This window comes from Vitreoscilla stercoraria DSM 513, from assembly GCF_000382305.1.
Lineage (GTDB): Bacteria > Pseudomonadota > Gammaproteobacteria > Burkholderiales > Neisseriaceae > Vitreoscilla > Vitreoscilla stercoraria.
On sequence record NZ_KB908019.1, the window covers coordinates 43,048 to 69,727 of the forward strand.

Consider the following 26,680-nt stretch of genomic DNA (forward strand, 5'->3'; position numbering starts at 1 on the left):
GCTTAAGTGTAGGGCATACAGTGTAAAACTGACAAGTTTTGAGCACAGTGTTATAGTGCGAAACATCACATCGTTGCAGGGGAACGCCATTTGGGCGTTGAGAAAGATTTCGATCTGACCCTTTGAACCTGTCGGTTAATACCGGCGTAGGGAGCAAGCGTCTTGAATCTGAAAAGCAAGGCTTTTCAGGCCGCTTTACTCACCACTGAACGGTGTTGGTTTTTGAACTTCTCAAAAGGACAACCAACATGGGTTTATATCATATTCGCCAACACGCACCTTTGGTGCATTGTATCAGCAACATTGTCGTTGCCAATTTCAAAGCCAATGGATTGCTCGCCATTGGCGCATCTCCTGTGATGGCTGATGCGCCTGAAGAAGTGGCGCAAATGGTTGCCATTGCAGGTGCTTTGTCTATCAATATGGGTACACTCAATTCTGAGTCTGTCAAAGCCATGCTCGCTGCAGGTATCGCTGCCAATAATTTGGGCGTGCCGGTCGTATTTGACCCTGTTGGTGCAGGCGCCACCGAATTTCGCCGTACCACCACAGAGCGCATCATGCAGCAAGTTAAATTGGCGGTATTGCGTTGCAATATCGGTGAATTGGCAGCCGTGGCGGGCGTTGCATGGCAGCAAAAAGGCGTGGACGCAGGCGAGGGCGACATTGATACCATCACTTTGGCCAAACAAGTGGCAACACAATATCAAACTGTGGTGGCTGTGACAGGCGAAGTCGACATAGTCACCGATGGTGAGCGTGTGCTTGAAATTGCTGGCGGCAGCACTTTAACGCCACAAGTGACGGGAACGGGTTGTTTGCTCAGTGCGGTAGTGGCGGCGAGTTTGGTTGGCGCTGACAATGCACTAGAGGCAACCGCTTCGGTATTGCAAGACTATAAACGTGTGGCGGAACAAGCCGCAGCGGCATCCCATCAAGCAGTGGGCAGTTTTCAAGTGGCATTTTTGAATGCATTGCAACAGATTTCAACAGAGATAACAGCATGAACGTGGTGATGACGGTTGCAGGTTCGGACAGTGGCGGCGGCGCAGGCATACAAGCGGATTTGAAGACGTTTCAAGAATTGGGTGTGTTTGGCACTTCAGTTGTCACCGCTTTGACCGCGCAAAATACGTTGGGCGTGCATGGCGTGCATGCGGCGCCTGCAGATTTTGTGTTGGCACAATTGGATGCTGTTTTAAGCGATTTGGATGTCAAAGCCATCAAAACAGGTATGTTGTTTTCTGCCGACATCATCCAAACCGTTGCCAAGCGTTTGCAAGACTTTGAAGGCATGTTGATTGTTGACCCTGTGATGATTGCCAAAGGTGGTGCATCGCTGTTGCAACAACAAGCGGTTGAAGCGATGCGCACTGATTTATTGCCATTGGCCACGGTGTTAACGCCGAATGTGCCAGAAGCAGAAGTATTGAGCGGCCTGAAAATTGAAACGGTCGAAGACATGGCTAAAGCCGCAGAAGTATTGCTGGGCTTTGGGGTGAAAAATGTGGTGATGAAAGGCGGTCACAGCCAAGAAAAAGCTGCGCGTGACCATGTATTTTTAGCCGACGGTCGCCGTTTTAGCATGGCAACCGAACGCATCAACAGCCCAAACACACATGGCACAGGCTGCACATTTTCAGCGGCATTGACCGCATTTTTGGCGCAAGGCTTTGGCATGCCTGAAGCGATGGTCGAAGCCAAACGCTTTATTCATTTGGGCATTGTGCATGATATCCATTTGGGTCATGGACACGGTCCGACCAACCATCGTGCTTATCGTCAGCAACAAGGACAATGTGAGGTTGAATGTGTTTGGGCGTGAAAATTTAAAACTGTATTTCATCATGGGCAGCCAAGATGTGGATGGGCGTCCTGAACAGGCTTTGCAAGTGTTGAAAAATGCTTTAATAGACGGCATCACCTTGTTTCAATGGCGTGAAAAAGGGGTTGGTAGCTTGCAAAATCAGCCTGAAGCGTATGAACAATTTGCGTGCGCTTGTTTGGCTTTGTGTCGTGAACATGCTGTGCCGTTCATTGTGAATGACGATGTGGCGTTGGCGTTGAAGCTTCATGCGGATGGCGTGCACATTGGTCAAGATGATGCCCATGTCGCGGCAACGCGTGCGTTGATTGGCAACAAAATTTTGGGCGTGTCGGCACACAGCGTCGAAGAAGTGGCCAGCGCCATGGCAATGGGCGCAGATTATGTGGGTTTGGGACCGATTTACCCTACTGTTTCTAAAATGGATGCCAATGCACCAACGGGCTTGGTGTGGCTCAAACAAGCGCGTGCGGCTTTTCCAGATGTGGCGATGGTGGCCATTGGAGGGATTAATTTGGAGCGGGCACCTGAGGTGTTTGCTGCGGGCGCAGATGGCATTGCGGTGATTTCTGCCATTTGTCGCCATCGTGATTTTGTGCGGGATTTTTATCAATTGGGCGTGTGAATGCACGATGAAAACAAGCGTCCTGTAAATCTTACAGGACGCTTGTTTTTTATGCTGCGGTGCTTTTTCACAGCAGCCAATTGAAAGTGGTTATAATGCTTGCTTAAATATATCGAGTTATAAAGGAAGTATTGTGGCTAAAGCTCATTATCCTCATCCTATTTTGGCACGCGAAGGTTGGCCGTTTATTGCGGTTACTTTGATTGCCAGTTTGATAATCACGTGTTTGTTTGGTGCGTGGTCGTTGCCGTTTTGGTTGATTACCATATTTGTGGTGCAATTTTTCCGCGATCCTGCACGCGAAACACCTACTCATGACGCACATGCCATCACCAGCCCAGCTGACGGTCGCATTGTGGTGGTTGAAAAAACCCAAGACCCTTATCGCCAATGTGAAGCTTTGAAAATCAGCGTGTTCATGAATGTGTTCAATGTGCATTCGAATCGTTCACCGATTGAAGGCAAGGTTGAGAAAGTAGAATATTTTCCAGGCTTGTTTGTGAATGCTGATTTGGACAAAGCCAGTTTGGAAAACGAGCGCAATGCGGTTTTGATGCACACCGATACGGGTCACAAAATTACGTTTGTCCAAGTAGCAGGTTTGGTGGCGCGTCGCATTTTGTGTTACACCAAAGCCACAGACCGTTTGTATCGTGGTCAGCGTTATGGTTTTATCCGTTTTGGTTCACGCGTGGACTTGTATTTGCCTGTGGATGCACAAGCGCAAGTGACGATTGGTCAAAAAGTGTCGGCCTCAACAACCGTCTTGGCACGTTTGCCTGAACAAAGCCGTCCTGAATAATGGCTAAACTTCACAAAGACATTGATGCCAGCGACAAGCGTCCTGAACGCATTGTGTTGTTGGCAGTCGATTTCACCGATTTTGGTGGCAATCGTGTCGTGCGTCAAAACGACTTTCAGGCCGCTGTGGCCGAAGCCAAAGAGCTTATCAAAGCCACAGGCGGCGAGTTGGTCGAAACCTTGACTTGCCAAAAAGACAAGCCCAATGCTGCTTTGTTCGTTGGCAGTGGTAAGGCTGAGGAAGTGGCGGATTTGGTGACGCAGTTTGAAGCGAATTTGGTGGTGGTCAATCACCCGTTGTCACCCACGCAAGAGCGCAATTTGGAAAAAGCATGCCAATGTCGAGTCATAGACCGAGTGGGCTTGATTTTGGATATTTTTGCGCAGCGAGCGCGCACGCAAGAAGGCAAATTGCAAGTGGAATTGGCACAATTGACGCATTTGTCGAGCCGTTTGGTGCGAGGTTATGGGCATTTGCAAAGCCAAAAAGGCGGTATTGGCATGAAAGGTCCGGGTGAAACGCAGTTGGAAACCGACCGCCGTTTGATCGGCAGCAAAATCACCCGCTTGAAACAACAATTGCAGCAAGTCAAACAACAACGCCAAACCCAGCGCAAAAGCCGTTATCGCAATGGTACACCAACGTTTGCCTTGGTCGGTTATACCAATGCAGGCAAGTCCAGTTTGTTCAATCGTTTGACCAAGGCGGAAGTATTGGCCAAAGACCAATTGTTTGCCACTTTGGATACGACTGCTCGGCGTTTGTTTTTGGCACCTCCGAATGTGAACGTGGTCTTAACCGATACAGTGGGTTTTGTACGTGATTTGCCGCACAGCTTGGTTGAAGCATTTGCCGCGACGCTCGAAGAAACGGCACAAGCGGATGTGTTGTTACACGTGGTGGATCGTTCGCATCCTGAATGGTCACGCCAAATTGATGATGTCAATGAAGTGTTGAAACAAATCAAGGCAGATGATATTCCAACTTTATTGGTATTGAATAAAATTGATTTGTTGCCTCAGAATAATGTGTTGCCTGAAGGCGCTGTGGTCGATGCCAAAGGTGAGGTGGTCGCAATGCATGTTTCGGTGCAAAGCGGGGCAGGCTTGTCTGATTTGCGTGCTTGGATGACAGAAAAAGCGCAGGCTTAATGAAGGATGAATGGGATGGAAACAGAAAAAGAAACCATAACACAGACACAAGAAGTCGATATATCAGAACCAGAAGAAGTCAGACAAAAACGTTTGCGTGACAATGCCATTTATTTGCTACCGAATGCGTTCACAATTGCTGCTTTGTTTGCTGCATTTCAAGCCATTATTTTGGCGACGGTGCATGATAAATTTGAATTGGCGGCCATTTATGTGTTTGCCTCGATGATTTTGGATGGCATGGATGGGCGTGTGGCGCGCATGACCAATAGCCAATCGGCTTTTGGTGAGCAAATGGACAGCTTGGCGGACATGGTCAGTTTTGGTGTTGCGCCTGCTTTGATTGCGTACAAATGGCAATTGTATGAGTTTGGTCATTTGGGCTTGGCGATTGCTTTCATTTATTGCGCTTGTGCAGGCTTGCGCTTGGCTTTGTTCAATACCATGATCGGCAAGGCTGATAAGCGTTGGTTTATTGGTATTCCAAGTCCAACCGCCGCAGCTTTGATTGCAGGCTTGGTGTGGGTGCATCATGGCTTTGAAAGCATTCCGGGCATTGCTTATATTTGTTTGGCTTTGACGTTGTTTGCAGGTTTGTCGATGATTGTGCAAATTCCATTTTGGAGTTTCAAAGAGTTTGGACCTTTGCGCCAAGAGCCTTATTGGGCCATGTTGCTGATTGTTTGTATCATTTTGTTGATTTGGTGGAAACCAGCTTTGGTGTTGTTTTTGATGTTCTTGGCTTACAGTTGTTCGGGCTATGTGGTGTGGATTTTAAAACGCATGAAGAAAAAATCAGCAACACCTGCTGCAATGTAAATAAAAAGCGTCCTGTAATTTACAGGACGCTTTTTTGTTGGCGTTAATAAAATGGGAATTTACCACCAAGCCAAAGGATCTATCGGTTTGCGCTCGTTGAATTTGATAAAACCCATGATGCAGCGATACACATACCAAACAAATACCAAAGGCAAAATCAACAAGCCAATTATAATGGGCGTGGTTATGAAACCCACGCATGACGCGGCAAAAGCAATCCAAAATGTCCGAATCAAAAAGGTAATGTGGTCAGCATACACGGTGCTTTCTAAATCATTGCGTTTGACATATGCCATGATGACACCGATTAAGGCGCTCAAACCTGTGACCACACCAATGGCAAACAAAATGTAAATAATCAACACATATTGACGCGCTTCGGCTGAATCGCTGCTTGGGTCATGAGGCGGATTTTGATAAGTTGTTTGGGACGGCTCAGGCGTGGGTGTGACGCTTTGATGTTTGTCTAAACTGATGCTCGATGGTTTGGATTCAGAAGGGTTGGGTTCATGACTGCTCATAACAATACTCCTAATCGGGTTAAGTGACACATTGAGTCAGGCATTTTGAGACATGTGTCTGAACAAAGTTTGGATTTTCTATCAACATCTTTGTGTGAACTCAGCCATTATTAAACCATCTTTGGCTATAATCAGGCATCTTATTAAAAATTTTTTGTGATGGTGGACATGACCGAATTGAAAAACGACGTGTTTTTACGTGCTTTGTTAAAGCAAGAGGTGGAATACACACCAGTGTGGATGATGCGCCAAGCAGGTCGTTATTTGCCTGAATACCGTGCGACACGTGCGCAAGCGGGTGACTTTTTGTCTTTGTGTAAAAACACCGAATTGGCAACCGAAGTCACCATACAGCCTTTGGAACGGTTTGATTTGGATGCGGCGATTTTGTTTTCAGACATCCTGACCATTCCCGATGCGATGGGCTTGGGTTTGTATTTTGCTGAAGGTGAAGGTCCTAAGTTTGAGCGTCCTGTAAGAACCGAAGCCGATGTTTTGGCTTTGGAAGTGATGGACATGCACAAACTGCAATACGTCACCGATGCCGTTTCCAGCATCCGCAAAGCCTTGAATGGGCGAGTGCCATTGATTGGTTTTTCAGGCAGCCCGTTTACTTTGGCGTGTTATATGATTGAAGGCGGCTCTAGCAAAGAATTTCGCACTATCAAAACCATGATGTATCAGCGTCCTGATTTGTTGCATCGCGTGTTGGATGTATTGGCTGATTCAGTTATCGTTTATTTGAATACGCAAATTGATGCAGGTGCGCAAGCGGTACAAATTTTTGATACTTGGGGCGGGGTGTTGAGTGAAACGGCTTATCAAAACTTCTCGTTGCGTTATATGCAAAAAATTGTGGCGGGCTTGAAACGCGAATCTGAAGGTCGCCAAGTGCCAGTGATTGTGTTTACCAAAGGCGGCGGTTTGTGGCTTGAAAAAATGGCAGACATCGGTGCCGATGCTTTGGGTTTGGATTGGACGGTGAATTTGAGCCAAGCCAAAGCGCGTGTGGGCGACAAAGTGGCTTTGCAAGGCAATTTTGATCCGTTTGCTTTGTTTGGTACGCCTGAGTTGATTGAGTCAGAAGTGGCGCGCATTTTGGCAGAGTTTGGAACAGGTTCTGGGCATGTGTTCAATTTGGGTCATGGCATCAACCAATTTACCCATCCTGAACATGCAAAGATTTTAATCGATAGCGTGCACCAGTTGTCGCGTGCTTACCACGATTGATTGCATCATGTTTCAAGCGTCCTGTAAAAAGTTTACAGGACGCTTTTTTATGGGTTTAGAATGCTGACACCATTATTGGTTGGGAATTGTCAGGGGAACAAGTATGCAGAATTTTTATGAGATTTTAGGCATTGAAAGCAATGCCACATCGATGGATGTGGAAAAGGCGATTCGCTTGGCACGCCAGCGTGGTGATGTGGAAGAAACTGTTTTGATGCAAGCGCGCAATTGCTTGATTGACCCTAAAATGCGCAAGATATACAACCATAAAATGGGTATCAAAGTCGCCGCTAGAGTGCGTGGCGGTTCGGGTTTGAAGTCGAGTATGCCGTTTTGGATACCGGTGACGGTATTGGTGGTATTGTTATTGGGCGGGTTGGTGGGGCTGCATTTTGCGCGACAAGATGCAGCCGAAAAAAGACAAGAAGCACAAGAGCGTGCACAAATGGCCAAAATGCAACAAGCAGACGCACAAGAGGGTATCGTGCACAGCGCCCAACCTAAAATGGGTGCGTGGGAGTCTAGCCAATTAATGTATGCACCGACACCGCAATATATGCAAGCCTCGACACAATTGCAAAACGAATTTTCTATGTTCAAACAAGCCAAACTGGTTTTGTCGGTGCCAGAGGGTGAACCTGCGCAATTATTGATGGTATTAGATCAAAATATTTTTTGTGAAAATGATTGCCGCATACAATTGGTTTTTGATGAGTACAATCGTTTTGCTTTGCCATCACAGGCGCATGGTAATTATTTGGCAGCCGCTGTATCGGACAGCATCTTAAGCAGTTTTGAACATGATGGCAAGGTGACGATCATATTGCCCGATCAAGATCAAAGCACGTTTGTTTTTGAATATCGAGCTTTAAAGCCATGATAACAGCCACGTCTTGGTCTGAAATCCTATTGTGGTTGCATTTGATGGCGACTTTGATTTGTGCGCTGCGGGTATTGTATTTTCAGAAAAAAACGGGCGTGGCTTTGGCGTGGTTGGTTGTGTTGATTTTGACGCCAGTGGTAGGCGTAGTGGCGTATTTTTTGGTGGGCGAAACCCGTTTGGGTCGAGCAAGGCTGCGACGCAAGCAAGAGTTGACACAGTTTTATCAAGATTTCAGCCGCGAATATGTGGCGCATGGTTTACCACGAGCGGTATTACCATCTCCTTGGCAATCCATTAGCGATATAGCCAGTCATGCTACGGGGTTTACTGTCAATAGCGGTCATCAATGTCAGTTTTTAAATCAAACAGATGCCATTTTAGCTGCCATGGTGGTCGATATTCATCAGGCGCAAAGAACTGTGGTGTTGATGTTTTATATCATTGAACCCAAAGGTCAGGTGGCGCATGTCTTAGAAGCGGTGTTGTCTGCACGTGAACGAGGGGTGCATTGTGAAATTATGGCAGATGGTTTGGGCAGCGCATCGTTTTTCAAATCGGCTTGGTATGAACGTTTGCGTCAAGCCGGCGTGCTATTGCATCAATCTTTGCCTGTGGGCTTGCTAAAAACTTTATTGGTACGCAGTGATTTGCGCAACCACCGCAAAATGTTGGTCGTCGATGAGCATGTGGCGTATACAGGCAGTTACAATTTGGTGGATTCACAAGTCTTCAAACAAAGCTCGGATGTGGGACAATGGGTCGATATGGTGGTGAGGGTCGAAGGGGCGGTGGTATTGCATTTATTGGCAATGTTTTATGCAGATGTGGCAGTTGAGCGGCAACAAGACTTATTACAAGTGCAAAATTGGTGGCGCAACCGTGGTGATTTTGTTCAATTGGCCACTCAGCGTTTACGGAAAACAGGTTCGCTCATACAACTGATTCCTTCCGCGCCAGACCAATCTCACACGGTTTTTTATGATGTTTTGATTGCTGCGTTGTATCAGGCCCAACACAATATCGTCATTAGTACGCCTTATTTTGTACCAGATGATGCTTTGTTATTGGCATTGACCACAGCCGCAAGGCGCAAGGTATCGGTTTTTTTGATTGTGCCAGCGAAGGTCGATTCTTTTTTGGTGCGCCATGCGTCGTTGGCTTATTTTCGAGAATTGCTCGACAGCGGCGTACACATTGCTCAGTTTCAGGACGGTTTATTACACACCAAAAGTGTGGTGATTGATGAATCTGTCGCTTTCTTTGGTACGGTCAATATGGACATGCGCAGCTTTTATTTGAATTTGGAATTGACCTTGGCTTTGTACAGCGTGGCAGATATTCGTGTGTTGGCAGCACAACAACAGCATTATTTGCAAGACAGTATTTTGGTCGATGCGCAAGCTTGGAAACACCGTTCTGTGCCATCACGCCTGCTTGAAAACGTGGTGCGTTTATTAGGACCTTTGTTGTAATTTTGTTAGAAAGTTCAATTCGATGTATTGGCACCAAATCGCCATCAATGTGCCGCTTGAGCGCTTGTTTACTTATTCTCATCCAACTGTGTTGCCTGCGGGTACTTTGGTGGTGGTGTCGTTTCGCAATCGTCGCAGCGTTGGTGTGGTGTGGGCGCAAGTGGAAGAATTGGATTTTGATGCCGCCAAAGTGTTGCCTGTATTGGAAGTATTGGCAGACGTACCGCCCTTAAGCCGTCATTGGCGTGAGATGATGGATTTTTGCAGTCGTTATTATTTGTACCCTTTGGGTCAAGCTGTGGGGGCGGCATTGCCACAAGGCTTGCGTGATAAAGAGGGTTTTGTGGCGCAAGAAACCAAGCGTTGGTATCGCTTTAATGAAGCAGGCAAAACCGCAGTCAAAGAACCCTCATTGAGCCACCATAAAAAACATGCATTGTGGCAAGCTTTACACAGTCAATGTCTGTCACTGCGAGAATTGAAACAAATCCATCCACAAGCGGCAGCACAGTTGGCGCAATATGAAGCACAAGGCTATCTGGATGTGCGCGACACGCCTTTGAAAATGGGTTTTGCGACTGAATTTGTGCTCAATGAAGCGCAAGAACAAGCCAAAACCGCCATCGTGGCAACGTTGAACCAATTTCAAGCATTTTTACTGCATGGGATTACAGGCAGCGGTAAAACCGAAGTGTATTTTGCAGTGATGGCGCAAGTATTGGCGCAGGGACAACAAGTGTTGATGTTGTTGCCTGAAATCAATTTGACGCCGCAATTATTGTCCCGTGTGCAAGAGCGGTTTTATGGTTATGAAACGGCGGTATTACACAGTCAAACTGCTGCAGGCGTACGCAGCCAAGATTTTGTGCGGGCGATGAAAGGCGAGGTGTCTTTGGTTATTGGCACGCGTTTAAGCGTGTTCACGCCCATGCCCAATTTAGGCTTGATTGTGGTGGATGAAGAACATGATGGTTCATTCAAACAGCAAAACGAATTGCGTTATCATGCGCGAGATGTGGCGTTGTGGCGAGCCAAGCAAGCGTCTTGTCCCATTGTATTGGGCAGCGCAACACCCAGTTTAGAGTCTTGGAACAATGCCAAAACGGCGCGTTTTCAATTGTTGTCCTTGCCAATGCGAGCCAATAGCCAAGCGACTTTGCCCAAGGTACATATTTTAGATGTCAGTCGTTTGCCGTTGGAACATGGCGTGTCTGAACCCGTGAAACAAGCATTGCTGAAAAATTGGCAACAAGGCGGTATGTCTTTGGTGTATTTAAACCGCCGTGGTTTTGCGCCTGTATTGGCGTGTACCTCTTGTGGGCATACGTTTGATTGTCCCAATTGTTCGGCAAAATTGGTTTGGCATCAACGACAGAATCAATTGCGTTGTCATCATTGTGATTTGCGCCAAGCTGTACCACCGTTTTGTAGTGAGTGCCACGATACCGACCTGAAACCGCTTGGGCAAGGTACGCAAAGAATAGAAGAGGCCTTACAAGAATGGTTGCCACATGCTCGCATTGTGCGAGTGGATCGAGACAGCACCAGCGGCAAACAAGATTGGCACGATTTATATGAGAAAATCCAAGCCGATGCGGTTGATGTGTTGGTTGGTACGCAAATGCTTGCGAAAGGGCACGATTTCGCTCGTTTGAATTTGGTGGTGATTTTGAATGCTGATGGCGCTTTGTATTCCAGTGATTTTCGTGCGCCTGAACATTTGTTTTCGCAATTGTTGCAAGTTTCAGGACGAGCAGGTCGAGCCGAAACCGCAGGTCGGGTGTTGTTGCAAACGCAAATGCCTGAGCATCCCGTGTTTCATGCTTTGGTGAAGCAAGATTATGCAGCGTTTGCCAATCAAGAATTGGCGTTGCGACAAGCTTACCAATTCCCACCGTTTGCCCACATGTTGGCGGTGCGAGTGGATGCACCACAAATGGACATGGCACAAAATTTATTAGAGCAGATTTTAGAAAATATAGAGCTGCCTGAAGATGTCAGTGCATTTGGTCCCGTACCGATGTTGATGGCCAGATTGAATCAGCGTGAGCGCGCACAAATTTTTTTACAAGCGCCATCGCGACAATCTTTACACAAAGCAGGACGATTGTTTCAGGCCGCTTTGCTGCATGCGATGCCGCATCAAAGCCAGTGGCGTTTTGCTTTGGATGTGGATGTACAAGATGCTTAATGGGGGATGGATGTTACAGAAGAAAACAATCAAAATAGGTTTGTTAGCGTGCTTGTTGATGCCGATGTGGGCACAGGCTTTGAATTTGGGTACTTTGCGTGCCGATGAAGTGGCTGTCTTTGCACAGAATGTACAAACCAAACAAGTCGTGGCGGAGCACCGAGCTGATGCGCTGATGAATCCAGCTTCGACCATGAAGTTGGTAACGGCTTGGCACAGTTTGAATGTTTTGGGTGCGCAGCACCGAGTCCACACTTATTGGCACAGTCGCGCTCCAATTGAAAATGGCGTCTTGAAAGGCGATTTGGTGTGGCGTGGCAGTGGTGATCCTTTGCTCAATCAAGAAGATATGTTGGGTATGATGAAGCAATTGCAAGCGCAAGGCATACGTCATATTCAAGGCAAATTGGTTTTGGACGAAAGCTTGTGGCAAAACATTCCTACGGCTTTGAATTTCAACGATGATGGTGAGGCCGCATTTACGGTCAATCCACATCCGCACATGCTCAATTACCATGTCGTGTGGCTGCAATATTCACCCAATGAAGCAGCACGTTGGCAAGTTCATCCTCCTTTGGCCCATGTGACGGTCAATGATGATTTGGTGCGCCGTGTGGGCAATGGTGCTTGTGGCATGCTCAAACGCCGTTTGAAAAGCTACTGGTCGGCTGACAATGTGATTGCACTACAAGGCAGTGTGACTGCTGCTTGTGCTCAGAATCAATTGTATAGCAAAGGTGTCGTTGGAGCGGAATATGCACACAAGGCATTTTTAGGTTTGTGGCAAAGCTTGGGTGGTACAGGTGCACAAACTTTTAGTGTGAGCCAAAGCCCCATTCCAGCTGGTAGAGTATTGAGCCGACATGCATCTTTGCCTGTGTCTGAGATGGTCAACCGCATGAACAAGTATTCTAACAATGTGATTGCACGTTCATTGGTCTTGTTGGCACATCCTCAAAACCAAGGTGATGGCGCTCAAGCTTTGAGTGTGTTGCGTCAGCGCTTAACTCAAGCTCCTTGGGATACCAAAGCTTGGGTCGTTGAAAATGGTTCAGGTTTGTCACGCATTGAGCGAGTCAGCGCTCGCAGTATGAGTGACATGCTCAAACACATAGACCAAAGTGCGATGCAAGCGGTTTTTAGACAAAGTTTGCCTATTGCGGGGATAGATGGAACCTTGCGCAATCGCTTACAGTCTATGCGCGGTCAATTGTTTTTAAAAACGGGTACGCTCAATGGGGTTAAGGCATTGGCAGGTTATGGAGTGAACAAACGTGGACAGACCATTGCCTTGAGTATTTTTATCAATGGTCCTGAAGCGAATCACACCACCGAGCAATTGGATGCCTTGGCAATGAGAATTATGGATTTGGCACAATAATCACAGATGCAGTACTTGCATTTTGAGACAATTGTCCCTATCTTGATGCCATATTGAAAGATGGAGCAAGTGTGATGCAAAAAGTGACCATGTACACTTCCTCATATTGTCCATATTGTGTGATGGCAAAACGCTTATTGGCACAATATGGCGTGACTGAAGTAGAAGAAGTGAGAATTGATAGAGATGCTGAACAATACGCATACATGCAAGAAGTCACAGGCTTACGCAGTGTGCCACAGATTTTTATCGGCGAAACCCATGTGGGTGGATTTGACAGTTTGAATGCGCTCAATCGAGCAGGTCAATTGGCCACCTTATTAAACGGCGAATGATTTTTTAAAGAACGGGAAAACGAAAATGGCAGAAGAAAACCAACCAGTATTCAGCATCGAAAAAATTTATGTCAAAGATTTGTCTTTGGAAGTGCCTCATGCACCTCAAGTTTTCTTGACCAATGAGTCTCCTGAAGTTGAAATGAAAATTGCAACGCGTGGCGATAAAATTGAAGAAGGTTTTTACAACGTGAGCGTGACTGTGACAGTGACGGCTAAGTTGGCGACAGAAGACAAAACCATGTTCTTGAGTGAAGTGACTCAAAACGGTATCTTCCGCATTTCGAATATTGATGATGAAGATGTGAATTTGTTGTTGGGCGTGGCTTGTCCTAACATCTTGTTCCCGTATGCACGTGAAGCCATTTCTACAACGGTTACCCGCGCAGGTTTCCCACCTGTGATGTTGGCGCCAATCAATTTTGAAGCCATGTACCAATCACAAGGTGAAGCGGTTCAAGGCAATGCTTAATTAGCATTGTAATGATGAAAGCGTCCTGTAAAGATTACAGGACGCTTTTTTTATAATAATGGTGTTGCTGATGTGATTGTGATTTTGTATTGTCATGAGATCAATGAAAAAATCTAACTAAAAAGCAAAGTCATTACCAAGCGTCTGACTTCACGTTCTTCGCGCGCATCCATTAATAAAACAGGAATGCCGATGCGAAATTGCTCAGTAATGCCTTTGTAATCGCTGCGATTGGGCATGGGATTGTCTTTGTCGACTTGATTGATGCCAACCACAACAGGCAAATCTTGCTCGATAATCAAATCTTTGAATGCAGACAAATAAAAATGTAAGTCTTCTAATGGTTTTTCTGCGCTGCCATTGATCAATATGACCAAACCCATGCTGCCACGGCTGAGAATTTCCCACATGAAATCAAATCGTTTTTGACCTGGCGTGCCATATAAGTGTACTTTGGTTTCTGCATCTAAAATGACGGAACCATAGTCCATGGCAACCGTGGTTTGGTCTTTGATTTTGGATACATCATCAGATGCGCGTACCTCGGTTAAGATAGGATCAGAACCGCTAAAAGCTTTGATGAGTGTGGTTTTTCCTGAGCCAACGGGACCTGTAAAGATGATTTTATGCTCAAACACAGAGACCCCCCTCTTTTTTAATTGATAGGTTTCGAAATGTGATTTTGATGCTTAAGTATGTATCCTTATTGAATATTTAGATTAGAGTCCTTTTTAAAAGTTGCATATTACATGAAAGAATTGCCTGAGTGATTCTATGATTTTGGTAGTTTTATTGTGACACAAGTCCAAGTATTTTTTTCAGTTTGAATGTTGATTTGACCACCTTTTTCATCTAACCAGTTGCGTAAACTATATAAGCTTTGTGCATTTTTTGCTGCATTGATGGCAGACAATGGCGCAAATTCAGGTTCAAAAAGACAATGTAACAATTGTTCTGAATTTATAGGCGAAGTTTGATTTTCTGCAAGCCAGCCCAAGTCCATTGCATATAAAGTAATGGCGTCAAAATCTATGCCTTGACCATCATCTTCGATGTTTAAAATGTGTTGTGAATCTGTGCTGGTGAAAGAGACGGTGATTTGCCCTAATGAATTTTTGCCTTGGTGTTCGCGCAAAAGAGGTTCTTCAATCCGATACATGGCTGCATATTGAATCAAATACCATGCGCAGTCTTGTAATTTATAAGCCAACTGCAAAGGAAGATGTTGAAATAAATGTGATGGGCACGTTAAGTGAATGCTTTTGTGATTGTGTTGTGCGATGTTCGCCAAATCGTGTTGCCATTGTTGAAGTTGATCATCTTCTTGCCAAGCCAGTTCCATAGAATAATTGGTTGGTTCGGATGCCAAATGCGCTTCTTGAGGTGTTTGTTTTAAAGCCTCAAAACGGGCATCAATTTGTTCCATCAGATGGACAAGATTTTGTAGTCTCTGGGTTAACACAAGTAGCGGCTGAAAATGGGTGCGGTTTAAATAATGTTGTTGTTTTAAATCGAGTAGTTGTAAATTAAATTCATCCAGTAAATGGCACAATACAGTTAATTCGTATTGATTTGCCATTTGTTGCAATTGTTCAGTGTGTTGTAATAAAGTTGGAATGAGTAGTTTGTAAGCTTCAGGACGGCTACATTCTTGTTTTAAAAGATAGGATAAGGCTTCAATATGTTTGGTGGTTTGTGCAATGATGTTTTGTAGAGAACTGGTATCTAAGTAAATCAGTGACAGTAAAAACTGAGTATGTGTATCAATAGCATGAGGCATGACATTATCGACTTGAGAGTCTAGGGTGATTTCGTTGACGGTCACCAAGATGTGTGTAATGTCTTGTTGCTCATAAATACGTGTAAAGTGAAAGCTTAAGCACTTTGAGATATGTGTGCCAGTGTTTTGGTCGGTGAAGTGTAAGTCTATGTGGCTTAATGGATTGAGTTCTTGTAATAAGTGAAGTGAAATAGTAGGGTCAAATAATTGTTGCAAAAAGCGCTCAATCAAAGGCACTTCTGTTTTTGAAATGAAGGGACGTAAGGCTGCGACCATATTTTTACCGCGCAATTCAGATTGGTGTAGCAGGGTATTTAGATGGCGTGAGTGTTGTTGGTTTAGATGGTGGTTTCTATCTAGTAAAAACAGTCCGCTGTTGATGTTTTGAAACATCATTTCATATTGCTGTTGTTGTGCTAATGAATGTTGTTGTTGTCGTTGAAATTGGTTTTGTTGTTGCCAAATAAAATAAGCATATAAAAACTGCATGACTATGCCTAACAGCGGCATGATGTACCAGGCGGACTGAAATTGCCACAGCAAATAAGTTGTGAAAAACAGAATGCCACTTAATAGTAAGTTAAATAAAAAAATAAGATGTAATTTTTTATAGTGGCTGATAGATGTTTGGTCAAAGAAATCGGTAAAGTGCATAAATTCACCTAATTTATACTTAAGTCATTAAAATTTAAACAATTTAAAATTTAAAAATACCGTTAATCAACGCGTGACATTCAATAACGCTCATGGAAAAGTTTTGATGATGGAAACTTTTATATTGTTTAACTTACTAATTAATATTAGAGATGTAGGTGAGTATCCCATTTAATTTATTAATTTAAAATGATTATTTTATGTCTGGCCTATTATTCGGTGGAATCAATATATGGGCATTGAATCATGGTGTGATGGTCATTGTTTTTATGATTTTGGCTTGTGAGTTTACATTGAATTGCATATTATGCAACTGTTTATTGATTAGATCGATGCAATTGAGATCTATATATTATTCCATGCAAATTATCATTGCTTTGTATAACATGAAAAGTCTTGAAGGTGATCCATCCGTGATTCGGAGAGTGTGAAATGAATGCTGAAAAGAAGCTGATTATTGGATTGGGGGATTTGTTTAAATCTTCTAGTGAATTAGATGGAATGGCTGCTCCCGTAGCAAACAGTTCTTATGCAGCAGTGCGTATTTGCAGTAGCCAAAATCAGTTTGTACCTACTGATGGTCTATTTTTGTGGCAACCGTATTGTGTGGATTTAAGACGCACTTTATTAAAGCAATTACTACCATTCTTAGATAATGAGCCAGCTCAAAAGAAAAAAATTCCGTTTGCAGATTTTAAGGTGTCACGTCGTTATGCACGGGTGTTGTTTTCTCAACATCAAGATTGGGTGTGGAGTTGTGTGGCTTCTAGTTTGAGAGACAATGCCATTGAGCCTGACAGTGTGGTTATGCTTATTGATATGGTGGATTCTTTTGCCAATGCAGTATGGGTAGATTGTTTGTTTGGTTTGAAGCAGCAATATCCTAATTGTCACTTTTATCCTGTATTCTTCTTGCCGAAGATGGATGACTTATCGGTTGAGCAAGCCGCGGTTATTGGGGCTGCGGTGACTGAATTAAGTCAATTAAGCCAAGGTAAATGGACGCCCTCGGATATTCGTACTGGCAATGCTTATACTAATGATGCACCTTTATGGGACATTGCTTATTTACAGCAATATCCAGAGGCGCAAAGCAATACGGTAACTTTGCAATTAATAGATGCTTTGTTGAAGTTGTCCAATGTCGAGCACAATGATTATGGGACTTTGCGTCAAAGTTTGAGTCAAGAGGGGCATAAGATTTTTCAAGGCAGTACCGCTAAAAGTATGCAGTTACTACCACGCTTTGCTTCTATGCTTGAAATTGCATTGGACTTTGATGTGGAGGCTTTAGAAGAATTATTAATGCTCAAATGCCAAGCAAAATTATTGACTGCTTTAAGCCAAGGTAAGGGTGCTGAGCAAGAGCAATACAGCTTAGAAGCTTTGAATCAATTGGGTTTTATTTTAACCAGTGAGCAATTGTGTTTAGATGCTGATAGTTGCAATATGGTTTTGGGTGAGTTACACAGTATTGAAAATGAATGGGATCAATACAAACGCCAAGTTTTATTGGAATTGGAGCACAGAAAAGACAGTTGGCATGATAAAGCTGAATTCATTGCAACCAATTTTCGCAGTTATTATGATACTAAATTTCGTCAAAAAGGCGTTGAAAAGTATTACGACCATTCCGATATTCGCTTAAATAAAATGTCTAAAGCGTATATTGCTAAAATTGAAAAACATTTTTGGCAATCATGGCAGCAAGGTCAAAGCGGTTTAAGTACCTTGAAATCAGTCATTGAGAGTTTAATCATTCATTATGTTCAAGACCATCACAATTATTTGATTAAGCAAGAAAAATCCATTGAGCAGGTTAAAACTGGCGCGGCGTGGTGGGAAAGTATGTCTGGGCAATGGCAACGTGGTGATTGGACAGAGCGTGCAAAAATTGAAACTGAGGTTTCGATTGAAGAAGTGGCCAATCAAATGAGTGATTTGTTCATGCATCGTTGTCACTATAAAGCCAATGTGTTTGCCGAACGTTTGATTTTAGGTATGCAGCCTTATTTATTGAATTTACAACAGCAATTGTCTAATGCCGCTGAAGCATGGTTAAGTCATGCCACTCAAGCACAAAAAAAACTGAATCAGTCTTTAAGTTTACAGCAAGAAAAATGGTTTCATCGCATCAGTGACAGTGTTCAAAGCTGTTATCTCTTGAAGCCAAATCAAGCCAGCTTGCAATTGTTTGTGGATGTGATTCGGGCGAAGACGGATGCCGCCGCAATTGAGTTGCATCAATTATGGACCAAAGGTTTAGACAGTAATTCTAATTTCAACGTTTTGTTGAATTTTATTGGACAAGGTTCTTGGCAAAGTCACGCTGATGAAATTTCAGCGCAAACAGCGAGAGAGGTTATTCAAACCAATCCTGATATCTTAAGCAAAGTGTTTGAGTTGCGCATCACTGCTTTGGATCAAAAACAAGTACAACATCTTGGTGGTTTGACCTTGAGTAATTTGAATCAGCAATTTGAAACACTGATTCGACCATTAGGCGATATGTTGACAACGCAATACAGCATCAATGAGAGTGCATGTTTGCTGTGTGAAGACAATATTCAGAAAAATGAATTGGTGGCTGTTTGGTTGGCGCAATGTGTGCAACAAAGTATGCCAACTGCAAAAGTAATTTCTTTCCATGGTGAGCGCAGTGTGCAGTTTGTGTATGCCAGTACATGTTATTTAGACGAATGGGTAGAGCTACCTGAGTTTTTGAATGCCTACCGTCAGTTTAAATTTGATGAAGAGGCTTTGTTGCATCTGCATATTGATGGCAGTAACGATACCATTGAAGTGATGCAAAGAAATAGCATTAACCGCAATCGTGAATTAATCCGTCAGCATTTATTATTGGCTTTGATTACAGGACGCTTGGTTGAGGAATCTTCGGCATATGTATTGAATATATCGGATACCAACACTGCTTTGCGATTTGAAACCAATGATTTGGTTGAAGTGGTGGACTATATTGCATTTGAGCACATTCAGCAATTGGTGGAAGCCAATGAGCAAATGCGCACGAAGAAAGTATTTACCAATCAATCTGAAGCATTGCTAAATCAATTGGACGTGGTATTGAATCACATCAAAGAAGCGAGTTTGCCTTTAGGTGTGGATTTGGAAGATGCAGATTGGCGTGATGCGGGTCGTTATGTGGTTTGGAGTAGGGCTGCGCATTATTTGCGTAAGCAATGGCTTAAGCCCAGTGTCAATGGCAAAAAACAACGCGTAGCATGATGTATGGAATCAATAAAAAAGACGCTAACAGCGTCTTTTTTTGATGGTACTTATCATCTATATAAGCGTCCTGTAAGCTTTACAGGACGCTTGGTTTATCCAATATTATCCAAATACCAATTGACCATTTTGGGCAGAAATCAAAATGGTGCTGTTTGGGGCGTATGAGCCTGACAACAATTTTTGTGCCAATGGGTTTTCAATTTGTGCTTGAATCGCGCGTTTGAGTGGACGTGCGCCATACACAGGATCAAAACCAACTTCAGCCAAAACATCCAAAGCATCATCATCAATTTGCAAATGCAAATCCAAACTTGCCAAGCGTTTGCGCAAGCTGCTCAATTGTATGCCTGCAATGGAACGAATTTGCGCTTGTCCCAAACTGTGGAATACCACCACTTCATCAATACGGTTAATCAATTCAGGGCGGAAATGCACTTTCACATCATCCATGACGGCAGACTTGATGTCTTCGTATGCTGCATGCTCGCCGAGCAATTGAATGTTGGCACTGCCGATGTTGGAAGTCATGACAATGACGGTGTTTTTAAAATCTACGGTGCGGCCTTGTCCATCGGTCAAGCGACCATCGTCCAATACTTGCAATAAAATATTGAACACATCAGGATGCGCTTTTTCCACTTCATCCAAAAGCACCACGCTATAAGGTTTGCGGCGCACTTGTTCGGTCAAATAGCCGCCTTCTTCGTAACCGACATAGCCCGGAGGCGCACCAATCAAGCGCGAAACCGAGTGTTTTTCCATGTATTCGGACATGTCGATGCGAATCAAGTGTTCTTCGCTGTCAAACAAAAAGCCTGCTAAGGTTTTGCACAACTCGGTTTTGCCTACGCCAGTGGGACCTAAGAACAAGAAGCTGCCGTAAGGCTTGTTTGGGTCGGATAAGCCTGAGCGTGAACGGCGAATGGCATTGGCCACAGCCGTTACCGCTTCGTCTTGCCCAACCACACGTTGGTGCAATACCGCTTCCATATTCAGCAATTTTTCTTTCTCGCCTTGCATCATTTTGGCTACAGGAATACCAGTCATGCGGCTGACGATCTCGGCAATTTCTTCAGCACCGACTTCGGTGCGCAACAATTTATTGCCTTCTTCACCTTTGGGGCTGTTTTCAGCGGCCTGTAACTGTGCTTCTAATTTAGGCAATTCTTCGTATTGCAATTTGGCGACCGCTTCCCATTTGCCTTCACGCTGCAATTGCGCCATTTTGATTTTGATTTGATCAATTTGCTCTTTGATGCCGGCAGAGCCTTGTGATACGGCTTTTTCAGCTTTCCAAACCTCGTCTAAATCAGAGAATTGCTTTTGTAAATCACGCAATTCTTCTTGTATTAAATCCAAACGTTTTTTAGAGGCATCGTCGTTTTCTTTTTTTAAGGCCGCTTCTTCAATGGTCAATTGAATGATGCGGCGATTGAGTTTGTCCATGCTTTCGGGCATGGATTCGCTTTCCATTTTGATTAAAGACGCTGCTTCATCAATCAAATCAATCGCTTTGTCTGGCAAAAAGCGGTCGGTGATGTAGCGCGCTGACAATTCGGCTGCGGCCACAATCGCAGGGTCGGTGATGTTGACTTTGTGGTGGATTTCGTAACGCTCTTTTAAGCCGCGTAAAATCGCAATCGTTGACTCTACGCTCGGTTCATTGACCATGACTTTTTGGAAGCGGCGCTCTAAAGCGGCATCTTTTTCAATGTATTGGCGGTATTCGTCCAAAGTCGTCGCACCCAAACAATGCAATTCGCCACGTGCCAAAGCTGGTTTTAACATATTGCCCGCGTCCATCGCGCCATCGGCCTTGCCTGCGCCAACCAAAGTGTGGATTTCGTCGATGAAAATGATGGTTTGACCGTCGTCTTTGGCTAAATCGTTCAGAACGGCTTTCAAACGTTCTTCAAACTCACCCCGAAATTTCGCGCCCGCAATCAAACTCGCCAAGTCCAATACCAACAAGCGTTTGCCTTTCAAAGACTCGGGCACTTCGCCATTGACAATGCGTTGTGCTAAACCTTCGACAATCGCGGTTTTGCCCACGCCCGGTTCACCAATCAACACAGGATTGTTTTTAGTGCGGCGTTGCAAAACTTGAATGGCACGGCGAATTTCGTCGTCACGACCAATCACAGGGTCGAGTTTGCCATCGCGTGCGCGTTGGGTTAAATCCAAAGTGTATTTTTTCAAAGCTTCACGTTGGTCTTCGGCATTGGCATGGTCCACGCTTTGTCCTCCACGAATGGTGTCTATGGTTTGGTTGATATTGGCTTCGGTGGCGCCAGCTTGACTGAGTAATTTGCCCAAGCTGCCTTTTTCTTGCAACGCTGCTAAGAAAAACAATTCACTGGCAATGAATGTGTCACCTCGTTTGGCAGCGGCTTTGTCCATCAAATTCAAAATATTTTGTAGCTCACGGCTAGGCAATAATTGACCGCCTTGACCTGTGACTTTGGGCAAACTGTGTATCATTTGTTGGGCTTCATTTTGTAAGCGCAACACATCGACACGGGCTTGCTGCAACAGCGACTGGCTGCCGCTGTCAAAATCGTCTAATAATACTTTTAAGATATGTACCGCTTCCAGATAGCCGTTATCATTGCGCATCGCTAAACTTTGGGCGTCCTGTAAGGCTTGTTGGAAACGCTGAGTCAATTGTTCAAAACGCATGGAACACTCCTGTAATAGGTTTACTTGATGTATCCCATATGGGTTTAGATATGGCAGAGTCAAGGTTTAGGTTGCATATTTTTACATCAATAAACAGAAAGTAGAGAAAGCGTGAATAGAGTTAGGCAAACTTGTTTATTAAAATGGCATTTATTTTTATTGGGTATTTTTTTATTTTTTTGGAATGTGTCTATTGCATGGGCAAACGATGCTCATGGTGGTTTTGTGTGGCAAGTCACTGCACCGAATCAAACCACATCTTATTTAATCGGAACGATACACACAGGTAAAAAAGGCAGCACTTTACATCCAGATTATGCACAAGCTTTACAGCACAGCCGTTTGTTGGTGGTGGAGTCTAGAGAAGAGGATTGGCAAGGGGTGGATGGTATTGCCAATGTGATGGCTTTGCAGGTGATGATACATGATGAAAAGTCTTTGCATGCACATTGGGGCGAAAAGCGTGTTGCGGCTTTAAATCGTTTGCTGAGTCAACATGGTAGCGCAGTGGTTTTGGATGGCGATGCGCACATTGCACCATGGATGGCTTATATGATGATGGTGACCGATTACAATTTTGCAGAATACAGCATCGAATATGGTGTGGATGCTTTGCTCAATCAAGCAGCTAAAAAGCAGCAAAAAGCGGTATTGTCATTGGAAACTTTAGAGCCAATAGTGGCATTTATGCAGATTCCTAAAGCGGTTTTATTGCGTGGTGTGGACAGTAGCTTGCAACATTACGAGCCTGCTTTGCAAGAACAATTGAAATTATTGCAATTATATCAACATGAAAACAGCCGCCCATTTGTACAAGAAATTTTAGATCAAAAAGCAGCGGTGCGTTATTTGGCTGCGCAAGATCAATCATTTTGGCAGGCGTTTTTGTATGAGGATTTATTGGCACAGCGCAATCGTGCGTGGATGCCTAAAATGGAGCGTCATTTCAAACAACAGCCAACGACTGTGGCCGTCGGTGCGGCACATTTGTTTGGGAAGGATGGTTTGATTGTGTTATTGCGTGAGCGTGGTTTTAAGGTGGAATCGGTTTTGGCACATTAAAAAAATAAGCGTCCTGTAAAGTTTACAGGACGCTTGATATAGTTGTTTGTTTTATGGTGTTTGGTGAACACAGCCAGAGACCATGTCTTTTAATTTGTGAATGTCATTGATGCGAATGTGTTTGTGGTCCACATCAATCAAACCGCTTTGATGGAATTTTGACAAATTGCGACTGACGGTTTCCAGTTTTAAGCCCAAGTAACTGCCGATTTCTTCGCGTGACATGCGCAAAATAAAATCGGTGGCAGCAAAGCCACGTTTTTGTAAACGTTGGGATAAATTCAATAAGAATGCAGCAATGCGTTCTTCCGATTTCATGTTGCCTAAAAGCAACATCACACCTTGATCTCGGACAATTTCACGACTCATCAAGCGGTAAAAATGTGTTTGCAGCGATGGAATCTCTTGGGTCAAATCTTCCATACGATCAAATGGTAATTCACACACTTCGCTGTCTTCTAGGGCGATGGCATCACAGGTATGGGCGCCTGATGAAATGCCGTCCAAGCCAATCAACTCGCCAGACATAGAAAAACCAGTCACTTGGTCACGGCCATCTTGGCTGGCAATGACGCTTTTGAAAAAGCCTATGCGAATGGCAAACAAGGCAGAAAAGGGTTCACCTGCTCGAAACAGGTATTCACCACGCTTAATGCGGCGGCTTTGGCGAATCACAGCATCTAATTGTGTGATTTCTTCTGGATTTAAACCTACTGGTAAACACAGTTCGCGCAAAGAGCAGGTGGAGCACAAAGTTTTTAGTTGCATTCAGAGACTTTTCATAAAGTGAATAATTAAAAAAAAAAGGCTGCAACAAAATGAGCAAATTAAGGTTGAAAAAGCTTTATTACTTTGTTGTACGAGCTATTTGAAGTGCATAGCTTTTATATATTTTGGAATCTACACATCATTTTACTTCAGCCATTTCCTGATGTGAATCAAAAAAAAATGATTCAGATGGTTTATGTTGATATAGGCTAAACCGCTTTGGCATAAAAAGTGGCACGATATTGTTTAATTAAATGATGTATGAGCATGATATATAGATAGGTTTTCGAGTGTTTACTTATAAAAATACAGCAGTAGATTTTGACCGACCATTGGTTGAAAAATTATTTAAAAATGGTCCTCGTTATACCTCGTATCCCACTGTAGAGCGATTTGATAAGCAGTTTGGACCCAAACAATACTTGCGAGCCTTGCATCAAAGGCAGGCAGGGGCTTTGAGTCGACCATTGTCTTTGTATGTGCATATTCCATTTTGTGATACGGTTTGCTACTACTGCGGTTGCAATAAAATTGTGACCAAAAATGTGGCGACCGCAGATGAATATGTGGCGTATTTGGGGCGTGAGTTAGATTTGATTGGCAACCATTTAAAAGGTCAACACCAATTGGCTCAATTGCATTTTGGTGGTGGCACGCCGACTTTTTTAACAGCGACGCAATTGACACAAATTTTGGAACACATCCAGCGCCATTTTCAGTTGAGTGAACGTGGCGAGTATTCAATTGAAATTGATCCGCGCCAAATATCGGTAGAAACAGTGTATCGATTGCGTGAATTGGGTTTTAATCGTTTGAGTGTGGGTGTGCAAGATTTTGATGAGTCGGTGCAAAAAGCGGTCAATCGTGTGCAATCGGTAGAGCATACTCGTGCCATCATTGAGGCGGCGCGTGCGGCAAAATTTCATTCGGTGAATGTGGATTTGATTTATGGTTTGCCGCATCAAAGTTTGGCTTCGATGCAAAAAACGTTGCAAACAGTCATTGAATTGGATCCCGATCGTTTGGCTTTTTACCAATACGCGCACATGCCACACATGTTCATGCCACAACGGCGCATTGACGATGCTCATTTGCCTTCAAGCAAGGAAAAAATGGACATTTTACAATGGGCGGTCAATTGGCTCACTGAGCAAGATTATGTGTTCATTGGTATGGATCATTTTGCCAAACCGACGGATGAATTGGCAGTAGCATTTCAACAAGGTCGCTTGCAACGCAATTTTCAAGGTTATTCCACTCATGGCGATTGTGATTTGGTTGGGGTAGGCGTGTCTAGTATTGGTAAAATCGGTGCCAGTTATGTCCAAAACGAAAAAGATTTGCAGCAATATTATCAAAGCATTGATGAAGGTCGTTTGCCGACCATGCGTGGCTTTTTATTGACACCTGATGACATTTTGCGCCGAGGGGTGATTCATACGTTGATGTGTCAATCGAGTTTATTGTTTGAACCATTTGAAGAGCAGTATGGCATTTTATTTCAACAATATTTTGCAGAAGAGTGGCCTGAATTATTGCAACAAGAAGAACAAGGTTTGATTCGCATTGATCGTGACGGGTTGGATGTGACACCCAAAGGTCGTTTTTTAATTCGCAATGTGGCGATGGTATTTGATCGATATTTACGCCATTTCAATACCCATCCTATCAATTTGTCTAGGCGTTATTCTTCTACTTATTAGCAATCTATTTGATTTTCAAGGCATCTTTACAGGACGCCTTTACTTTGTGTGTGGGTTCATGCAAAAATTTGACCTTGCATTGCATCATTAAATGCCGCTTCGCTGTTTTGAATACCATATTGGAAGCTCATTGGAGAGTGATTATGCCCTTAGAACAAGCCATACAAACTGCTGATTTGATTGATTTGGCACCTGAAACACCTTCTTGTGAAGTACAATTCAAGCGTTATGGTAAACACCAACGCTTTTCAGGCCGCATCCGTACCGTTCGTTGTTTTCGTGACAATGGCTTGGTCAAAATCTTGGCCAACAGTTCAGGTAACGGAGATATTTTAGTAGTAGATGGTGGTGGTTCTTTGGCAAGTGCGTTAATGGGTGACCAAATTGCACAAGCGGCGTGTGACAATCAATGGGGTGGCGTGATTATTTATGGTGTGATTCGTGACAGTGTGGCTATCAATCGCATGGAAATGGGTTTGAAAGCATTGGGCACCAATCCACGCAAAAGTGCTAAAGATGGTGTGGGCGAAGTGGATGTGACGGTGAGTTTTGGTGCTGTGGATTTTGTGCCAGGGCATTATGTGTACAGTGATGAAGATGGTATTTTGGTTTCACCCGAGCCGATTCATCACAGTTGATTGAAAGAAAGAAAAGAGGCTTTACATGTTCATTACCTCTCAATGGGTAGATGGAAATTGTTTTGTAGCAAGCAATGCAACCGGTCACACTGTGGTGATGGATGGCAGCGCTACGGCAGGTGAAAAGCGCGGTGCCAGTCCAATGGAATTGTTGTTGATGGGCATTGCAGGTTGTTCAAGTATTGATGTGGTGAGCATTGCTCAAAAGCAGCGTCAAGATGTGGTGGATTGTAAGGCGCGTGTGGAAGCGGTGCGTGCTGAAACAGTGCCTAAAGTATTCACCGAGATTCATATTCATTTTACTGTTGTCGGTCGCAATTTGAGTGAAGAAGCTGTGGGCAAAGCGGTGAGTTTGTCTGCGGATAAATATTGCTCAGCTTCGATTATGTTGGGTCAAGCTGCCAAAGTCACTCACAGTTTTGAGGTTGTAGAGGCATAAA

The 26,680-nt window shown here is 44.0% G+C and carries 22 protein-coding genes, 1 pseudogene and 1 riboswitch; of the genes and pseudogenes, 18 read left to right on the forward strand and 5 right to left on the reverse strand.

Annotated features, from left to right (window positions below; all coding sequences use genetic code 11):
- The first annotated feature begins 67 nt into the window (after nt 1-67).
- A riboswitch (TPP riboswitch) is annotated at nt 68-170 on the forward strand.
- A 78-nt stretch (nt 171-248) separates the two neighbouring features.
- The 6 genes and pseudogenes from thiM (at nt 249) to pssA (ending at nt 5,222) form a co-directional block, all read left to right on the forward strand.
- The gene (gene thiM, locus H150_RS0101575; protein WP_019957288.1) at nt 249-1,007 is read left to right on the forward strand and encodes a hydroxyethylthiazole kinase; all 759 of its coding nucleotides are present in this window, start codon (nt 249-251) and stop codon (nt 1,005-1,007) included.
- The gene (thiD, locus tag H150_RS0101580) at nt 1,004-1,825 is read left to right on the forward strand and encodes a bifunctional hydroxymethylpyrimidine kinase/phosphomethylpyrimidine kinase (protein ID WP_019957289.1); all 822 of its coding nucleotides are present in this window, start codon (nt 1,004-1,006) and stop codon (nt 1,823-1,825) included. The genes thiM and thiD overlap by 4 nt, the downstream gene beginning before the upstream one ends.
- On the forward strand, nt 1,800-2,450 hold the full coding sequence (gene thiE, locus H150_RS0101585; RefSeq protein WP_211206662.1) for a thiamine phosphate synthase: 651 nt from the start codon (nt 1,800-1,802) through the stop codon (nt 2,448-2,450). The genes thiD and thiE overlap by 26 nt, the downstream gene beginning before the upstream one ends.
- A gap of 133 nt (nt 2,451-2,583) precedes the next feature.
- Nucleotides 2,584-3,240 (forward strand): annotated as a pseudogene (locus H150_RS0101590) (phosphatidylserine decarboxylase); the annotation flags it as partial.
- 11 nt (nt 3,241-3,251) lie between these two features.
- Nucleotides 3,252-4,403, forward strand: a complete 1,152-nt coding sequence (hflX, locus tag H150_RS0101595) for a GTPase HflX (protein ID WP_019957292.1) — start codon at nt 3,252-3,254, stop codon at nt 4,401-4,403.
- Nucleotides 4,404-4,463: 60 nt separating this feature from the next.
- Entirely contained in the window at nt 4,464-5,222 is a 759-nt protein-coding gene (gene pssA / locus H150_RS0101600; RefSeq protein ID WP_026353385.1) for a CDP-diacylglycerol--serine O-phosphatidyltransferase, read from the forward strand.
- A gap of 59 nt (nt 5,223-5,281) precedes the next feature.
- On the opposite strand, the gene H150_RS13505 is transcribed toward pssA, so the two are convergent.
- A complete protein-coding gene (locus H150_RS13505) occupies nt 5,282-5,743 on the reverse strand; it encodes a DUF4870 family protein (protein WP_019957294.1) in 462 nt (153 codons plus the stop codon).
- Nucleotides 5,744-5,911: 168 nt separating this feature from the next.
- Between H150_RS13505 and hemE the strand changes: the two genes are divergently transcribed.
- The 7 genes from hemE to secB all read left to right on the forward strand — a co-directional run bounded on the left by hemE (nt 5,912) and on the right by secB (nt 13,707).
- Nucleotides 5,912-6,973 carry a uroporphyrinogen decarboxylase gene (hemE, locus tag H150_RS0101610; RefSeq protein ID WP_026353386.1) on the forward strand — a complete coding sequence of 354 codons (1,062 nt, stop codon included), beginning with the start codon at nt 5,912-5,914 and terminating at the stop codon, nt 6,971-6,973.
- A gap of 103 nt (nt 6,974-7,076) precedes the next feature.
- Nucleotides 7,077-7,853, forward strand: a complete 777-nt coding sequence (locus H150_RS0101615) for a J domain-containing protein (protein WP_019957296.1) — start codon at nt 7,077-7,079, stop codon at nt 7,851-7,853.
- Nucleotides 7,850-9,328 (forward strand): cardiolipin synthase, encoded by a 1,479-nt coding sequence (gene cls / locus H150_RS0101620; RefSeq protein WP_019957297.1) that lies wholly within the window; start codon nt 7,850-7,852, stop codon nt 9,326-9,328. The genes H150_RS0101615 and cls overlap by 4 nt, the downstream gene beginning before the upstream one ends.
- A gap of 22 nt (nt 9,329-9,350) precedes the next feature.
- Nucleotides 9,351-11,519 (forward strand): primosomal protein N', encoded by a 2,169-nt coding sequence (locus H150_RS0101625; RefSeq protein WP_019957298.1) that lies wholly within the window; start codon nt 9,351-9,353, stop codon nt 11,517-11,519.
- Nucleotides 11,520-11,529: 10 nt separating this feature from the next.
- Nucleotides 11,530-12,900: a D-alanyl-D-alanine carboxypeptidase/D-alanyl-D-alanine endopeptidase gene (gene dacB, locus H150_RS0101630; protein ID WP_019957299.1), complete on the forward strand. Its 1,371-nt coding sequence runs from the start codon at nt 11,530-11,532 to the stop codon at nt 12,898-12,900.
- A 74-nt stretch (nt 12,901-12,974) separates the two neighbouring features.
- Entirely contained in the window at nt 12,975-13,235 is a 261-nt protein-coding gene (gene grxC / locus H150_RS0101635; protein ID WP_019957300.1) for a glutaredoxin 3, read from the forward strand.
- A 25-nt stretch (nt 13,236-13,260) separates the two neighbouring features.
- Nucleotides 13,261-13,707 (forward strand): protein-export chaperone SecB, encoded by a 447-nt coding sequence (secB, locus tag H150_RS0101640; RefSeq protein WP_019957301.1) that lies wholly within the window; start codon nt 13,261-13,263, stop codon nt 13,705-13,707.
- Between the two features lie 113 nt (nt 13,708-13,820).
- Here secB and H150_RS0101645 read toward each other — a convergent pair whose 3' ends face one another.
- Both H150_RS0101645 and H150_RS0101650 read right to left on the reverse strand, forming a co-directional pair.
- Nucleotides 13,821-14,345, reverse strand: a complete 525-nt coding sequence (locus H150_RS0101645) for a GTP-binding protein (protein ID WP_019957302.1) — start codon at nt 14,343-14,345, stop codon at nt 13,821-13,823.
- 134 nt (nt 14,346-14,479) lie between these two features.
- Entirely contained in the window at nt 14,480-15,976 is a 1,497-nt protein-coding gene (locus tag H150_RS0101650; RefSeq protein ID WP_019957303.1) for an ATP-binding protein, read from the reverse strand.
- Nucleotides 15,977-16,573: 597 nt separating this feature from the next.
- On the opposite strand from H150_RS0101650, the gene H150_RS0101655 reads away from it, so the two are divergent.
- Nucleotides 16,574-19,387, forward strand: coding sequence for a hypothetical protein (locus tag H150_RS0101655; RefSeq protein ID WP_019957304.1), 2,814 nt, complete (start codon nt 16,574-16,576; stop codon nt 19,385-19,387).
- Between the two features lie 105 nt (nt 19,388-19,492).
- Here H150_RS0101655 and clpB read toward each other — a convergent pair whose 3' ends face one another.
- A complete protein-coding gene (clpB, locus tag H150_RS0101660; protein WP_019957305.1) occupies nt 19,493-22,069 on the reverse strand; it encodes an ATP-dependent chaperone ClpB in 2,577 nt (858 codons plus the stop codon).
- 111 nt (nt 22,070-22,180) lie between these two features.
- Here clpB and H150_RS0101665 point away from each other — a divergent pair, with 111 nt between their 5' ends.
- Nucleotides 22,181-23,131, forward strand: coding sequence for a TraB/GumN family protein (locus tag H150_RS0101665; protein WP_081619522.1), 951 nt, complete (start codon nt 22,181-22,183; stop codon nt 23,129-23,131).
- A gap of 51 nt (nt 23,132-23,182) precedes the next feature.
- On the opposite strand, the gene fnr is transcribed toward H150_RS0101665, so the two are convergent.
- Nucleotides 23,183-23,899: a fumarate/nitrate reduction transcriptional regulator Fnr gene (fnr, locus tag H150_RS0101670; protein WP_019957307.1), complete on the reverse strand. Its 717-nt coding sequence runs from the start codon at nt 23,897-23,899 to the stop codon at nt 23,183-23,185.
- 290 nt (nt 23,900-24,189) lie between these two features.
- Between fnr and hemN the strand changes: the two genes are divergently transcribed.
- The 3 genes from hemN (at nt 24,190) to H150_RS0101690 (ending at nt 26,679) form a co-directional block, all read left to right on the forward strand.
- Nucleotides 24,190-25,602 (forward strand): oxygen-independent coproporphyrinogen III oxidase, encoded by a 1,413-nt coding sequence (gene hemN, locus H150_RS0101675; protein ID WP_019957308.1) that lies wholly within the window; start codon nt 24,190-24,192, stop codon nt 25,600-25,602.
- Nucleotides 25,603-25,745: 143 nt separating this feature from the next.
- Nucleotides 25,746-26,240 carry a ribonuclease E activity regulator RraA gene (gene rraA / locus H150_RS0101685; protein ID WP_040755584.1) on the forward strand — a complete coding sequence of 165 codons (495 nt, stop codon included), beginning with the start codon at nt 25,746-25,748 and terminating at the stop codon, nt 26,238-26,240.
- A gap of 25 nt (nt 26,241-26,265) precedes the next feature.
- Nucleotides 26,266-26,679, forward strand: coding sequence for an OsmC family protein (locus H150_RS0101690; RefSeq protein ID WP_019957310.1), 414 nt, complete (start codon nt 26,266-26,268; stop codon nt 26,677-26,679).
- The last annotated feature ends 1 nt before the right edge of the window (nt 26,680 follow it).

Bases quoted from the DNA above. Each gene is read 5' to 3' on its own strand.
- thiD (WP_019957289.1), top strand. From the start codon at position 1,004: ATGAACGTGGTGATGACGGTTGCAGGTTCGGACAGTGGCGGCGGCGCA.
- H150_RS0101650 (WP_019957303.1), bottom strand. From the start codon at position 15,976: ATGCAGTTTTTATATGCTTATTTTATTTGGCAACAACAAAACCAATTT.
- fnr (WP_019957307.1), bottom strand. From the start codon at position 23,899: ATGCAACTAAAAACTTTGTGCTCCACCTGCTCTTTGCGCGAACTGTGT.
- H150_RS0101625 (WP_019957298.1), top strand. From the start codon at position 9,351: ATGTATTGGCACCAAATCGCCATCAATGTGCCGCTTGAGCGCTTGTTT.
- H150_RS13505 (WP_019957294.1), bottom strand. From the start codon at position 5,743: ATGAGCAGTCATGAACCCAACCCTTCTGAATCCAAACCATCGAGCATC.
- secB (WP_019957301.1), top strand. From the start codon at position 13,261: ATGGCAGAAGAAAACCAACCAGTATTCAGCATCGAAAAAATTTATGTC.
- H150_RS0101655 (WP_019957304.1), top strand. From the start codon at position 16,574: ATGAATGCTGAAAAGAAGCTGATTATTGGATTGGGGGATTTGTTTAAA.
- H150_RS0101690 (WP_019957310.1), top strand. From the start codon at position 26,266: ATGTTCATTACCTCTCAATGGGTAGATGGAAATTGTTTTGTAGCAAGC.
- H150_RS0101615 (WP_019957296.1), top strand. From the start codon at position 7,077: ATGCAGAATTTTTATGAGATTTTAGGCATTGAAAGCAATGCCACATCG.
- hemE (WP_026353386.1), top strand. From the start codon at position 5,912: ATGACCGAATTGAAAAACGACGTGTTTTTACGTGCTTTGTTAAAGCAA.
- cls (WP_019957297.1), top strand. From the start codon at position 7,850: ATGATAACAGCCACGTCTTGGTCTGAAATCCTATTGTGGTTGCATTTG.
- rraA (WP_040755584.1), top strand. From the start codon at position 25,746: ATGCCCTTAGAACAAGCCATACAAACTGCTGATTTGATTGATTTGGCA.
- thiM (WP_019957288.1), top strand. From the start codon at position 249: ATGGGTTTATATCATATTCGCCAACACGCACCTTTGGTGCATTGTATC.
- hflX (WP_019957292.1), top strand. From the start codon at position 3,252: ATGGCTAAACTTCACAAAGACATTGATGCCAGCGACAAGCGTCCTGAA.
- grxC (WP_019957300.1), top strand. From the start codon at position 12,975: ATGCAAAAAGTGACCATGTACACTTCCTCATATTGTCCATATTGTGTG.
- clpB (WP_019957305.1), bottom strand. From the start codon at position 22,069: ATGCGTTTTGAACAATTGACTCAGCGTTTCCAACAAGCCTTACAGGAC.
- dacB (WP_019957299.1), top strand. From the start codon at position 11,530: ATGTTACAGAAGAAAACAATCAAAATAGGTTTGTTAGCGTGCTTGTTG.